The organism is Anaerobacillus sp. QJM3NY_17 (assembly GCF_056173665.1).
Genome location: NZ_CM149685.1, coordinates 3,094,056 through 3,108,462, shown reverse-complemented (window position 1 = coordinate 3,108,462; position 14,407 = coordinate 3,094,056). Strand labels below are relative to the sequence as shown.

Below are 14,407 nucleotides of genomic sequence, written 5' to 3'. Positions count from 1 at the left end.
ACATTCGAATGACGAAACTACTTGAAGGAGCCCCATTATGAAGGAAATTGAACTTAAAATGCAAGGCAAAATAAAAAGGCTTACGAACCGAACCTTTAAATTTGATGAGCGTGTAGGCGAAGGCTGGTTTTCAGCTGTTTACTTCCTAAAGACATGCGAAATTGTGGAAGAGTTCAAGCCGGACAATATTGTGACAATGCAGTTCTTTCAAAAACATGATGCCGTTCTTTGTGGTTCAGATGAAGCAATTGCACTCATAAAAACCTTTGCGAAGGACCCTGAATCGCTTGAAATAGAGTCGCTAAAGGATGGGGATAAAATCTCTCCATTTGAAACGGTTTTGAAAATTAAAGGGCCATATCAAAACTTCGGTTTTCTCGAAGGAATTATTGATGGTATTCTGGGCAGAAGAACATCCGTCGCGACGAATGTTTATCATGTAGTGAAAGCAGCACGATCATCAGGTATCCAAAAACCGGTTATTTTCATGGGCGATCGTGATGATCATTATACTCAACAAGCGGGTGACGGGTATGCTTCTCATATAGGGGGGTCTACTGCACAGGCAACCCATGCGATGAATGAATGGTGGGGAAAAAGAGGAATGGGAACTATGCCTCATGCCTTAATTCAACTTTTTAAAGGTGATGTTGTTGAAGCATCAAAAGCTTATTATGCGAAATACCCTGAAGATGAATTGATTTCTCTTGTTGATTACAATAATGATGTTATTACGGATTCATTACGTGTAGCAAGGGAATTTGGCAAGACGTTGAAGGGTGTTCGAGTTGATACCTCTCGTACGATGGTTGATCAGTATTTTTGGCGTAATCCTGATGTTCTAGGGACGTTCGATCCAAGAGGGGTTAATGCAGAACTGATTTTTGCACTTAGAGATGCCCTTGATAAAGAAGGCTTCGAGCATGTGAAAATTGTAGTAAGCGGCGGTTTTACGGAAGAAAGAATTCGAACGTTTGAATCTCAAAACGTTCCTGTTGATATTTATGGTGTTGGAAGTAGTTTGCTTAAAGTAGACATTGGATTTACAGGAGATAATGTCATTCTTGATGATAAAGCAGAAGCTAAAGCAGGCAGAAAATATCGACACAACCCGCGTTTAGAGCGTGTTGAATAAGCAAAAAAGACAGGAACAAAATCCTGTCTTTTTTGCGCCCGTAGTGCCAAATTACTTTGATGAATTATATTGGAGACCTGTCTCTTTTTCTGCTATAATGTAGTATTGAAAAGAAAAGCAGCGCATACTTGTAATGACATCATATACTAAAAAAGGTTACGCGGAGAAGAAATGAAAGTGTGGAGGTTCTGAAATGACTATATATCACTTTGTTGGCATTAAGGGATCCGGGATGAGCGCTCTAGCACAAATCCTTAGCGATATAGGATACAGTGTACAGGGTTCAGACGTAGAGAAACGTTTCTTTACACAGGAGGCTCTTGAACAAAAAGGTATTACTATTCTTCCATTTGGAGAAGAAAATATTAAAGAAGATATGATTATTATCGCCGGCAATGCATTTGATGATCAGCATGAAGAGTTAGTGCGAGCAAGAGAAATGAACCTTCCTGTTTATCGCTACCATAAATTCCTTGGAGATTTTATTCAAAAATTCACTAGTATTGCTGTAACAGGCTCTCATGGTAAAACATCAACCACTGGTTTGTTGTCTCATGTTGTTGGGGCAGCAGAACCGACATCGTATCTTATCGGAGATGGTACTGGTAAAGGCGTAAAGGACAGTCAGTATTTTGTGTTTGAAGCATGTGAATACCGTCGTCACTTTTTATCTTACCAGCCTGATTATGCGATTATGACAAACATCGATTTTGATCACCCAGATTATTTTTCAGATGTTGATGATGTCTTTTCGGCATTTCAGGAAATGGCAATGCTTGTGAAGAAGGGTATTATTGCTTATGGTGATGATTCTTACCTTCAGCAAATCCAAACAAAAGTACCAGTCGTATTCTACGGCTTTGATGATCAAAACGATTTTCAGGCAACCAATATTAAAATTGATGAACACGGGACAACATTTGATGTTCATGTTCGTGATGATTACTATCGTACATTCCAGATTCCGATGTACGGGAAACACAATGTGCTGAATGCTTTATCTGTCGTTGCTCTTTGTCACTATGAAAATCTTTCAGGAGATGCAGTAGCTGCTCAACTTGCAAACTTCAAAGGAGTTAAGCGAAGATTTACAGAAAAAGTCGTTGATAACCAGGTACTAATTGACGATTATGCGCATCATCCAACTGAAATTAAAGCAACTATAGAATCAGCACATCAGAAGTATCCAAATCGTGAAGTTGTGGCCATTTTCCAACCTCACACATTTACAAGAACAAAGACGTTCCTAAATGAATTTGCAGATGTGTTAAAAGAAGCAGATGTTGTTTACTTATGCGACATCTTTGGTTCGGCACGGGAAGATGCAGGTCAGTTATCGATTGATCAACTGATTGAAAAAATCCCTAATGCTCACATGATCTCTGAAGATTCCATTCAGCAGCTTAATGACCATGATAAAGGAGTACTTCTTTTCATGGGAGCCGGTGATATTCAGAAATATCAAGAAGCATATGAGACCGAAAAAGCGTCTATTTAAGCGAGAAGGCTCCTTGAGCCTTCTTTTTTTTACTATTCTCCTGATAGAGAAGAATGAGAATATGTTATAAAAAAAATTAAAAAAGGAATAATGAAACTTGTAACGAATTAATTATGGTGTAGGGTAGTAAAGTAGACTCATTTTTCGTTCGTATGTGAAATGACAAACTTGTGTTTACGAAAGAGGAATGAAGGGAAGAGATTCAGAAAAGGGAGGTGCCAGCACATGGAGATTATTTTGTATTTAAGTGTAGCTATTATTGCGATTGCATTTGCAGTTCTTGTTTATTTCGTAGCCCAAACTCTCAAATCCTTGAAGGATACGCTGAGTAATACGGCGAAAACACTTGATAGCCTTGAAAAACAAATGAATGGTTTAACAACTGAAACTACTGCACTGTTACATAAGACTAATTTGCTTGCAGAAGACATTCAGGGGAAATCTGAAGCTCTGGATACTGTTTTTGTACAAGTAAAAGAAGTTGGAACATCACTTGGAAAGATGAATCATTCATTAAGAAATATTTCTGGAAAAGTAACAGATGAGGCAGAGCGTCAATCTGAACAAGTTACAAAAGTCGTTCAGTGGGGAAATGCTGCCATGCAAATATGGCAAAAATGGCAAGTTAAGAAGAAAGCCACAGATCAGTACGTTGATTCAAAATAATAGGAGGTATTTATATGTCGGATAACAACATTAACACAAAAGATTTTATCATTGGTTCACTTATTGGTGGTATCGTTGGAGCAGCGGCTGCACTACTTTCAGCACCTAAATCAGGTAAAGAACTTAGAAGTGATCTAAATCAACAAGCTGGAGCAGTGAAGGAAAAGACTTCTCAATTCCGTGATTCTGCAGTAGAACGTAGCACAGATTTTGCTAACCGTGCTAAAGAAAAATCTTCAACAATTTACAAGCAAGTATCGGATCAATCGAATAACATTGTTTCAAAGATTAAAGATCGTAATCTTGAAACAGAAGAAAATAGTGATCTGCATACTCAGGCAGATGCTGACGTTGAGAGCTTCCAACAGGATCTTAGCGATCATTTCTCTGAAGAAGAACCAGCTTCAATGGAGAATCCTACTAAGTCCTAATTTGTTATATAGAAATGAAAAAGAAGAAGCATAATGCTTCTTCTTTTTCATTTCCTGTAAACTTCTTTATAATGAATTTATAGCAATTTGAAGGGGGATAAACTTATGGCCATTACAAAAATAACTACATCAGAAGATTTCAAACGCATCAAGGAAGCTAATAATCAATTTCTATTATTTAAAAATAGTACAACTTGCCCAATAAGTGCTCAAGCTTTTGAAGAATTTCAGAAGTTTTCCGAGGGTGTGTCAGAAGACGTGTATTATTTGAACGTGCAGGAATCACGTCCTTTATCAACTGAAATTGCTGACTCATATGGAGTAAAGCATCAGTCGCCACAAGCGCTAGTGTTTAATGAAAATGAGGTTGTATGGAATGATTCACATTGGAGAATCACTAATACCTCGTTATCGGATGCTGCGAAAAAATATTTAAAGTAAACGGCTTTATAAAGCCGTTTTTCTTTCACTGACATGGTTTAATGCTTAAAAGCGTTTAAGAATTAAAAGAAAAGTAGTGACATTTTATTTTTCATCGTATATAATAACCCTAATCACTTAAACAGATAGGAGTGGAGATATTATGGCTAATATCCAAATTGATGAGTTGAGAGAGAAATTAGACGAGATTAACCTGCAGCTGCTTGATTTAATTAATGAGCGTGCTGAAGTGGCGAAAGAGATAGGTAGAGTAAAGAAAGCACAGGGGATTAATCGTTTTGACCCTGTTCGGGAACGTAAGATGCTTGATTTGCTTACAGAGAAAAATGGTGGGCCTTTTGATAATTCCACTCTTCAACATATATTCAAGGAAATTTTTAAGGCAAGCCTTGAGTTACAGGAAGACGATCATCGTAAGGCGCTTTTAGTTTCAAGAAAACGCCAACCCGATAATACGGTTATTGATATTAAAGGCGAAAAAGTTGGAGATGGCGGGCAAGTTCTTATTTCAGGACCTTGTGCTGTTGAAAGCTATGAGCAAGTTGCTGAAGTAGCGAGGGCTGTTAAGAAGCAAGGATTTAAAATGCTTCGTGGTGGAGCTTTCAAACCACGTACATCGCCATACGACTTCCAGGGTCTTGGAGAAGAAGGATTAAAGATTCTTAAACAAGTTGCTGATGAGTACGATCTAGCTGTAGTCAGTGAAATTGTAAACCCTGCAGATATTGAAACAGCAGTTAAGTACGTTGATGTAATTCAAATCGGAGCACGTAACATGCAGAACTTTGAGTTACTTAAAGCGGCAGGATCCGTTGATAAGCCGGTTCTTCTAAAAAGAGGTTTATCTGCGACAATTCAAGAATTCATTAATGCGGCAGAATACATCGTATCGAACGGTAATACACAAGTAATGCTTTGTGAACGAGGAATTAGAACTTACGAAAAAGCAACGAGAAACACGTTGGATATTACAGCAGTTCCAATTCTTAAACAGGAAACTCATTTGCCAGTTCTAGTTGACGTAACGCATTCAACTGGACGCAAAGATCTTCTATTCCCTGCAGCAAAAGCAGGTCTAGCTATTGGAGCAGACGGTATCATGGTGGAAGTTCATCCAGACCCAGCTGTAGCTCTTTCCGATGCGGCTCAGCAGTTAGATATTCCACAATACGAACAATTTGTTAAAGATCTAAAAGCAAGTGGTTTATTCAATCCAGCGAAAGCTGCGCCTTCTACTTTATAAGTAGAAGGTTTTTTTCTGTGTATGATGTATGAATCCTCAACCTGATGTTCCTAAGTGGCTTGGGTTCTATTGGAATAAAAGAACGTAAGAGTGTTATCATATATAAAGATGGAAGCAAATACGACAGATTTATGATTTAGTCTTTGAAAATTTACGCTTATATAAAGCAAAAAGCGACTAAATATGCTATCTTTAATACAGTATCTAATTGTGAAATAACCTACATAATCATAATAGCAGGTGTTTCACAGCTAATAGTGGTTTATTAGTGTGAGTCGATATAGGTTTTGGTTTGCAGTCAAACGGATAGTATCGTATCATTAAATAAATTAAAGTCCGTAAGAGCATGAAGGAGGATCATCGTGAATACAACGATTTATGACGTAGCGAAAGAAGCAGGAGTATCAATGGCAACTGTATCAAGGGTTGTGAATGGCAACCCTAATGTTAAGCCTGCAACAAGAAAAAAGGTATTAGAGGCGATTGAAAGACTTGGATACCGTCCCAATGCTGTAGCAAGAGGTCTTGCTAGTAAAAAAACGACGACTGTCGGAGTTATCATCCCTGATATTTCGAGTATTTTCTTTGCTGAGCTTGCTCGCGGTATTGAGGATATTGCTACAATGTACAAATATAATATTATCTTGAGTAACTCAGATCAAAATAAAGAAAAAGAAATTCATCTTCTAAATACGATGCTTGGAAAACAGGTAGATGGAATTGTGTTTATGGGCGGTAAAATTACAGAAGAACATGTTGAAGAATTTAAGCGCTCACCTGTTCCGATTGTTCTAGCAGCAACCCTAGAAAAGGGCCAGGAGATTCCGTCAGTTAACATTGATTATCAAAAAGCTGCATATGAGCTTGTGACTAGCTTTATTGAAAAAGATCATAAAAAAATTGGACTTGTTAGTGGTCCATTAGAAGATCCAATTAACGGTGAAGAAAAGTTTCTTGGTTACCGAACAGCTTTAGAGGATGCAGGTATGAAAGTTGATGAAGATTGCGTTGCAATTGGCGACTATACGTATGACTCAGGTATTGAAGCAATGGAAGGGTTTCTTGAACTAGATGAGAAGCCAACAGCTATCTTTGCAGGTACGGATGAAATGGCACTAGGCGTTATTCACGCTGCACAGGACAACGGTTATAACGTTCCGGAAGATTTCGAGGTCGTTGGATTTGATAACACAAGACTAGCAACGATGGTTCGACCAACGCTTTCAACCGTTGTTCAACCTATGTACGATATTGGTGCTGTTGCCATGCGTCTTCTTACAAAATTAATGAATAAAGAAACAGTAGAAGAACAAACGGTTGTTTTACCACACCGTTTGCAACATCGTAATTCAACTACTCATAATCAAGATTAAAAAAACGAGCCTAGGCTCGTTTTTTTATTAATTTACTATTTGATAAAGCGCTCGTTCGCAAGTTAGTTTGTTTTTTTCTGTGATTTCCTGTTTCCTTGGAATGGGCTCATACAAATCAGCTTTATCATGCCAATTCTCTGGAAGAGAAAGTGGTGAGAGTGGGGCCCACCTTTCAATCCATTGTTTTGGTAGGGCACCGTCTACTGATAGCCCTTTCATTTCTAACCAAATTCTTGACCAAGCGCGTGGTACAACACGCCAGATATCGTAACCACCCCCGCCAACGGCAATCCATTTTCCATCACAATACTCATGAGCTAATTGGTGTGCTAGTTTTGGAATGAACTCATAGCTTTTCATGGAAACAGAGAGATGTGTTAACGGATCATAATAATGAGCATCTGCACCATTTTGAGTTAGGATTACATCCGGCTTGAAAAAATCGATTACTTTTCGAAACGAATCCTCGTACACTTCCTGAAATGACTCGTCCTCTGTAAAAGCGTCAATCGGAATATTAAATGAAAACCCATATCCTTTTCCTTGACCTTTCTCATTAATATTTCCTGTTCCAGGAAATAAATAGCGTCCCGTTTCATGGATAGATAGTGTGCAAACATCAGGGTCGTCGTAAAAAGCCCACTGCACACCGTCTCCGTGATGGGCGTCAGTATCAACATAAAGGACCTTTGCACCGTATTTTTGTTTCATGTATTCAATGGCGATTGAACTGTCATTATAGATGCAAAAGCCTGATGCTTTACCTCGGAAACCGTGATGGAGTCCTCCGCCTATGTTAAGGGCATGATCAGACTTTCCTGTCATAACTGCATCAACTGCAGTCAGCGTTCCCCCAACAATAAGAGCACTAGCTTCATGCATGTTCGGAAAGATTGGAGTATCTTCTGTTCCAAGACCGTAGTTAGCTGCAACAGAGGATGCAAGGTTTCCTTTACTAGCTTTTTTTACAGCTTCTATGTAGGCTGGGTCATGAATAAGAGCAATCTCACTATCGGTTGCAATCCGAGGAGGGACCACTTCTTGATCATTTAAAGCATTTATTTCGGTAAGCAAGTCCTGTGTGAGCTTAACACGTATATGATTGAAAGGATGATCGTCACTGAATTTATAATTTAAATAGTCTGAGGAATATACAAAAAGGGAGTCGCACTTCATTTTTGAACACCCGGCATATTTGGCCAGAGAACCTCATAACCTTCATTTTTAATATCGTTTACAACGGAAGTGGGATTCATCGTTTGTATTCGAAAAACGATATTTTTGAATTTTTCATTGTGACTACACGGGTAGACTAGAACGCTAATAATGTTAACATTGCGCTTTTTAATGATTTGGGTAATATCGGCCAATTGTCCTGACACATTTTCCACCTGTACTTCAATATGTGAACTCGGCTGGTGTGCCCCTGTCAAAAGGATTAACGTATGTAACATATCCGTTTCAGTAACCATTCCGATTACTTTTCGGTTTTCAACAATCGGAATCGAACTAATGCGCTGCTCATAAAAGATCGTAGAAATTTCTTCTACAAAATCCAATGGGTGAGCTGTAATGACGTCTTTCTTCATAATAGAGGAAAGAGGAGACTGTAACACTTCCTTGTTTGGATTTGAGTCAAGAATTGATGGACTAGCATCTTTAATATCTCGATCTGATATAATGCCAGTGAGCTCCCCTTCGCTATTTACGATAGGGAGATGGCGAATGTTTTTTTCTCTCATCATTTTAATGGCATCCGCAATGGTTTGGTTCTCTTCAAGTGAAAATACATTTTGATTCATAATTTCTTCAATGACCAACTTGGCTCACTCCTTTGCAATCTTAATACATGAAGCGATTATGGAATCGCAGGCGATCAAACGCTTGAACAGAGTCCTGGTTAATTCTTGTCCCAATTCTAGCCATTAAGCAATTTGCAGGATGAGAGCTTATTTCAGGATCATCCGTTGCATACCACTCAAGACCTCCTGCATTCATCATTTTCTCCATCACTTTACGATAATCCCAAACTGATAAACCTGTTCCTTTAAGGTCCCAATGCCAATAATACTCGGTAGTTATGACGATGTAATCATTCATTGCATCGTCCATAAATGACGTTTTGAGAAGGCTTTTGCCGACTTTAGCATTACGGTACTTTGGAATAACTTCAATCGCTCCTAATTCAATTAAATCTTCCATATTGCCTTCTGACCAACGCTCAAGTGGGTCTGGATATAGAAATGTGACATAGCCTACAATGGTTTCTCTTTCCCTAGCCACAATGATACGGCCTTCAGGCAGACCAGCTATTTCAACCAGTGCTTTATGCTGTTGTTCCGGTGGGCGAAATGCGACAAGGTCCTTATGTAAATGATAGGATGCCAGGCGATCTGGAGTAATTGGTCCTTCAATAATAAGTTTTCCATGCGGGGTGTTCTTCTCGATTGCATTATACGTTTTACGATGTTCCATCTAGTCACCACCTTTTAATAATGGTCTCAGTTCTTATTATACATGAAACGCGATAAATGTAAGGGGTTTCAATGTTATTTTTTGAAGTTTTGTCATTTGTTAAAAAATTAGGAATTTATGTTATACTATCAGTGAAAGACATGAAGGAGAAGGAGGAGATTACTTATGGAATTGAAACCGCTTTCTGCTACATTGGGTAATCATAATTTACAGGATTATGAAGCTACATATGAGAATTTTGATTGGAAAGACGTGGAGAAAACATTTACCTGGAGTGAGACAGGTAATGTCAATATGGCCTACGAAGCAATCGATAGGCACGCTGAGTCCGATCGTAAAAACAAAGTAGCTCTTTATTTTTCTGACCCAACACGAGATGAGAAGTATACGTACAGTGAGATGAAATCAATGAGTAACAAAGCAGGTAACGTTCTAAAAAAAGTGAATGTCGAAAAAGGAGATAGGGTCTTTATTTTCATGCCAAGATCTCCTGAGCTATACTTCATTCTACTCGGAACGCTTAAGTTAGGTGCGATTGCTGGCCCACTTTTTGAAGCCTTTATGGAAGGTGCAGTAAGGGATCGTCTTGAGGATAGTGAAGCAAAGGTACTTGTTACAACACCTGAGCTACTTGAGCGCGTTCCGGTTGATGAGCTTCCTAATCTCGAAAGTGTTGTGCTAGTAGGAAATAACGTTAAAGAAGAAGGTCCTTATATAGACTTTTATAAGCATTTTGAATCAGCAGAAAAGAAGCTTAAAATAGAATGGGTTGACCGTGAAGATGGTATGATTCTCCATTACACATCAGGTTCAACTGGTAAGCCGAAAGGCGTACTTCATGTTCATAATGCGATGATACAACACTATCAAACGGCGAAATGGGTACTTGACTTAAAAGAAGATGATGTCTACTGGTGTACAGCTGATCCAGGTTGGGTAACGGGGACGTCATATGGCATATTTGCTCCATGGCTTGCTGGAACGTCGAACGTCATTCGTGGTGGTCGTTTTAGTCCAGAAGATTGGTACGGTACGATCGAAAAATATGAAGTAACTGTATGGTATAGTGCTCCTACTGCATTTCGTATGCTTATGGGTGCGGGAGATGAGATCGTTAAGAAATTCGAACTTTCATCTTTACGTCATGTACTAAGCGTAGGAGAGCCATTAAATCCTGAGGTTATTAAATGGGGTAACAAAGTTCTTGAACGGAGAATTCATGATAACTGGTGGATGACAGAAACGGGAGCTCAGCTAATCAGTAATTATCCATCAATGGAAATAAAGCCAGGATCAATGGGCAAACCAATTCCAGGCGTGCACGCAGCAATCGTAGATGATCAAGGAAATGAACTTCCTGCTAATCGAATGGGGAACCTTGCGATTAAAAAAGGCTGGCCATCAATGATGCGAGCGATTTGGAATCGTCCTGAAAAATATGAAAGCTATTTCTTAAAAGGAGACTGGTACGTATCTGGTGATTCAGCTTATAAAGATGAGGACGGATACTTCTGGTTCCAGGGGCGAGTCGATGATGTTATTATGACTTCGGGTGAAAGAGTTGGTCCATTTGAAGTTGAAAGTAAACTAGTCGAACATAGTGCTGTTGCTGAAGCTGGGGTGATTGGGAAACCGGATCCTGTGCGAGGTGAAATTATTAAAGCCTTTATTTCACTTAGAGATGGTCATGAACCGTCTGATGAGTTGATGGAAGAGATAAGAAATTTCGTTAAAAAAGGACTTGCAGCTCATGCAGCACCTCGAGAAATCGAATTTAGAGATAAGCTTCCGAAAACGAGAAGTGGTAAGATCATGCGTCGCGTATTAAAGGCGTGGGAGCTGGATTTACCAACTGGCGATTTGTCTACAATGGAAGATTAGGTAATAGAAAACAGCCTGCAGCATAATGCTGCAGGCTGTTTTTTTACTGGTCGTTATTGCTTGTGTTGCCGCCGGTGCTATTTGAATTATTTCCGCTGTCAGCACCATTTGTAGGACTACTGTTTCCATTGTTATTTCCATTACCGGAGTTGTTGGAGTTGTTATCATTTGCATTTTCACCGGTGTTGGTATTCCCTTCATTTGAAGGTGAATCTTCTGAGTTGCTGGATTCATCACTATCATTATCGGAGGGAGCATTATTTTCGTTCTCTTCATTATCAGAAGCTTCATCATTTTCTTCATCTGTTGAAGGTTCTGCTTCTTGCTTTTTCTCAGGTTTTGGCTCTGGTTTATCAGACCAATCTCCATTTGTTACTTTAGCCGATGGTCCCGATTCATTCCCAGCTACATCAACTGCTGTTACGTAATAGGCATATGCACCAGAAGGGATGTTGAATGAGCTACCATCAGATGCTTTTACGCTTCCAAGCTTCGTAAATGAACTACTACCGTTCGAAGCGCGATAAATACGATAACCAACAATATCACTTTCACCTGAAGCACCCCAATTTAGTGAAGAGCCACTTATTGAAACGCCACCAACTGCGCCTGGTTTTTTCCCATTTTCTGAAGCAGTTTTTCCTTCTGAAACGATATTTAAATCACTAAATCCAGAAGGGAGAAGCTGTGAAATATCAACTCCTGAGAAGTAATCCTCTTTAATCATGACTCCGCTGGATACAAACTCTTCTGGAGTGGAACTAAGTGCTTGATAGGTCTTACCATTCATGATGACATAACGTCCTTGAGTGAGACTGTCATCCACTTCAGTTGGTACATACTTTGCGTTGAATAGATCAGTTTTGACAAGTCCGGCTTTTTGACAGAGATCAGAAGCGAGCTTTCCAGATATACCACAGAACGAACGTCGCACAATACCCGTTGGCATTTTGAATGATTCTTTTGGATCCATTATTTCTGGTTTTTTATCATAAGCGGCATTAGCAAATAGTGCCCATAAGTTTTTGTTTCTGTTGGCATATTGACTATCCATGCTAATTTGTTTGTCATATCCAGTCCATACACCTAGTGAAACATTAGGATTGACTGCTACAAACCATGAATCATAATAATTTTGTCCAGTTCCTGTTTTTCCTGCCCAATCAGAAGCGAATTTTAATTTCCCTGGAATGTCTTGGGCAGTACCCTGGTTAACTACATCACGCATCATATCGATTGATAGATAGGCAGTTTGAGGACTGAAAACATCCACTGGTTCTGGTTTTTGTTCGAAAATGGTGTTTCCATCGCGGTCAACTATTTTATCAATTAAATAAGCATCAACAAACTTTCCTCCATTAGCAAACGTGCCAAATGCGTTGGTATTCTCTTCGACACTTACTCCCCGTTGTAGCGCACCAATTGCCATTGAAGGATTGGTTCGATCATCAAGAGTCATTGTACTAAAGCCCATCTTCACCAAATAGTCGGTTGCGTCCACTGGGTTCATTTTATTATAGACTCGAACAGCTGGAACGTTATAAGACCTTTCCAACGCTTTACGTGCAGTTACAAGACCATGGTAGTTTGATGAATAGTTACCAGGATTATATCCATCTTGAATTGGTAAGTCTGGCACAATATAGCCAGGCTGAACTTTTCCCATTTCCATTGCCGGGGCATAGTCAAGCAATGGTTTCATTGTAGAACCGTTTGATCGATAGGCGTCTGTAGCATGGTTAAGTTCTTCTTGCGCGAAATCCCTTCCACCAACAAATGAAAGAATTTTTCCAGATTCATTTTCGATGAGGATACTACCTACTTGCATAGGAAATTCTTTATTTTCAAGCTCTCCAGTTTCAGGATTTTGCACGGAGAGGGTTTTAGCACTTTGGAAATAGCTTCCGTTTTCTAGCACTTTATCTCTTGCAGCATTCATAGATTCATAAATATCTTTGTCAATTGTAGTATAAATTTTATATCCATTTTTGCGAAGCTCTTTCTCTGCATTACTCATAAATTCAAGGAATACATCTGAATTTTCTTGAACTTCTTCCCATTTCAAATCCATTTTCTTGGCTATTTCCGTTGCAGATCTACCAGTAACGTTAGCATCATAAGTGATTTGATTGTAATAGTCTACACTCTTCGAAAGTTCCTTCCCGTCATATCCTTCTTCATTCGCGATCTGCTCGGCAAGAACTCGCTTCGCACGATCTTCAATCTCAAATGTAAGGTAAGGGTATTTTTCTACTGGCGAAGGCGAAGACTCAGCTAGATTTTTTTCAATATCGTATTCTAGCGCTTTGTTATACTCTTCTTCAGTGATTGTTTCTTCTTCATACATACGATATAGAACAAATTCCATCCGATCGATTCCAGCTGAAAGATCCTTCTTTACCTCACCCGAATTTGTAAAAGGGGTGTATGTATAAGGGTTTTTGGGAATACCTGCAATGAATGCAGCTTGAGGCAAATTTAAATCACTAGCATTTACACCAAATATGCCCTGTGAGGCTGCTTGTACGCCCGCAATATTATTACCGGAAGCATTTCGTCCATAAGGAACGATATTAAGGTATGCTTCTAGAATTTCTTCTTTATTAAAGAAATTTTCGAGTCGAAGAGCGAGTAGCATTTCTTTTGCTTTTCGTTCGAAAGAAACTTCTCTTGTTAGAATCTGGTTCTTAACTAACTGTTGTGTTAATGTACTACCACCGCTTCGATCATCTGAATTGGTGACTTCTTGAAGAACGGCACGTCCAATTGCTTTTGGAACAATACCATCGTGATCGAAGAAATATTCATCTTCTGTGGAAATAACTGCTTTTTGTAGAAGAGGAGAAACGTTTTTTAACTCAACCTCTTTTCGCTCAATATCAGAACGAAAGTTACCAAGAAGAACATCACCTGCAAAATATACCTCACTGGTTTCTTCATAGTTATAAACGTCTCTCTTCATCTCATCGTAAGAGCGAATCGGTTCATCTTTAACAAGTGATGCGAAATATCCTGCACCAACACCACCGGCGAAAATAGTGCCCATTAGACCTAGCACGATAAAAATAAGAAATAAATTCCAAGTCACTTTGTAGGCGATCCTGGACCCGGTTAAGATGTTATATTCTTGTAATCTATCAATGAACGCGTTCCACTTCTGCCTGATAGAAGAAAAAAGCTCTCGCATTCCTATACCCCCTCAAATTAATCCTGTTTATTATAGCATATGTCGTCGAGATTTGTATAAACTGGTAGGGATTTCTG

The 14,407-nt window shown here is 39.1% G+C and carries 12 protein-coding genes; 8 read left to right on the top strand and 4 right to left on the bottom strand.

Translation table 11 applies throughout. The annotated features are described in order from the left end of the window. Positions 1-37: 37 nt before the first annotated feature. From AC0VYV_RS16260 to ccpA, 7 genes are all read left to right on the top strand, one after another. On the top strand, positions 38-1,135 hold the full coding sequence (locus AC0VYV_RS16260; protein ID WP_430245897.1) for a nicotinate phosphoribosyltransferase: 1,098 nt from the start codon (positions 38-40) through the stop codon (positions 1,133-1,135). A 193-nt stretch (positions 1,136-1,328) separates the two neighbouring features. Continuing rightward, a complete protein-coding gene (gene murC / locus AC0VYV_RS16255) occupies positions 1,329-2,633 on the top strand; it encodes a UDP-N-acetylmuramate--L-alanine ligase (protein ID WP_194219245.1) in 1,305 nt (434 codons plus the stop codon). A gap of 225 nt (positions 2,634-2,858) precedes the next feature. Further along, positions 2,859-3,299 carry a DUF948 domain-containing protein gene (locus tag AC0VYV_RS16250; protein ID WP_194219246.1) on the top strand — a complete coding sequence of 147 codons (441 nt, stop codon included), beginning with the start codon at positions 2,859-2,861 and terminating at the stop codon, positions 3,297-3,299. Between the two features lie 14 nt (positions 3,300-3,313). Beyond that, positions 3,314-3,730 (top strand): YtxH domain-containing protein, encoded by a 417-nt coding sequence (locus tag AC0VYV_RS16245; RefSeq protein WP_194219247.1) that lies wholly within the window; start codon positions 3,314-3,316, stop codon positions 3,728-3,730. A 105-nt stretch (positions 3,731-3,835) separates the two neighbouring features. Further along, positions 3,836-4,171 (top strand): bacillithiol system redox-active protein YtxJ, encoded by a 336-nt coding sequence (gene ytxJ, locus AC0VYV_RS16240; RefSeq protein ID WP_194219248.1) that lies wholly within the window; start codon positions 3,836-3,838, stop codon positions 4,169-4,171. A gap of 142 nt (positions 4,172-4,313) precedes the next feature. Next, positions 4,314-5,414, top strand: coding sequence for a bifunctional 3-deoxy-7-phosphoheptulonate synthase/chorismate mutase (locus tag AC0VYV_RS16235; protein ID WP_283153869.1), 1,101 nt, complete (start codon positions 4,314-4,316; stop codon positions 5,412-5,414). A gap of 362 nt (positions 5,415-5,776) precedes the next feature. Further along, positions 5,777-6,787: a catabolite control protein A gene (gene ccpA / locus AC0VYV_RS16230; protein ID WP_226614743.1), complete on the top strand. Its 1,011-nt coding sequence runs from the start codon at positions 5,777-5,779 to the stop codon at positions 6,785-6,787. 27 nt (positions 6,788-6,814) lie between these two features. On the opposite strand, the gene AC0VYV_RS16225 is transcribed toward ccpA, so the two are convergent. Genes AC0VYV_RS16225 through AC0VYV_RS16215 form a run of 3 tightly spaced genes read right to left on the bottom strand, consistent with a single transcriptional unit; the run spans position 6,815 to position 9,262 of the window. After that, positions 6,815-7,963: an acetoin utilization protein AcuC gene (locus AC0VYV_RS16225; protein ID WP_475365623.1), complete on the bottom strand. Its 1,149-nt coding sequence runs from the start codon at positions 7,961-7,963 to the stop codon at positions 6,815-6,817. Beyond that, on the bottom strand, positions 7,960-8,607 hold the full coding sequence (locus tag AC0VYV_RS16220) for an acetoin utilization AcuB family protein (protein WP_430245890.1): 648 nt from the start codon (positions 8,605-8,607) through the stop codon (positions 7,960-7,962). The genes AC0VYV_RS16225 and AC0VYV_RS16220 overlap by 4 nt, the downstream gene beginning before the upstream one ends. A gap of 22 nt (positions 8,608-8,629) precedes the next feature. Further along, positions 8,630-9,262 carry a GNAT family N-acetyltransferase gene (locus AC0VYV_RS16215; RefSeq protein ID WP_194219253.1) on the bottom strand — a complete coding sequence of 211 codons (633 nt, stop codon included), beginning with the start codon at positions 9,260-9,262 and terminating at the stop codon, positions 8,630-8,632. Positions 9,263-9,427: 165 nt separating this feature from the next. On the opposite strand from AC0VYV_RS16215, the gene acsA reads away from it, so the two are divergent. Next, positions 9,428-11,143 carry an acetate--CoA ligase gene (gene acsA / locus AC0VYV_RS16210; protein ID WP_430245888.1) on the top strand — a complete coding sequence of 572 codons (1,716 nt, stop codon included), beginning with the start codon at positions 9,428-9,430 and terminating at the stop codon, positions 11,141-11,143. A 43-nt stretch (positions 11,144-11,186) separates the two neighbouring features. Here acsA and AC0VYV_RS16205 read toward each other — a convergent pair whose 3' ends face one another. After that, the gene (locus AC0VYV_RS16205; RefSeq protein WP_475365622.1) at positions 11,187-14,330 is read right to left on the bottom strand and encodes a transglycosylase domain-containing protein; all 3,144 of its coding nucleotides are present in this window, start codon (positions 14,328-14,330) and stop codon (positions 11,187-11,189) included. Positions 14,331-14,407: the final 77 nt, after the last annotated feature.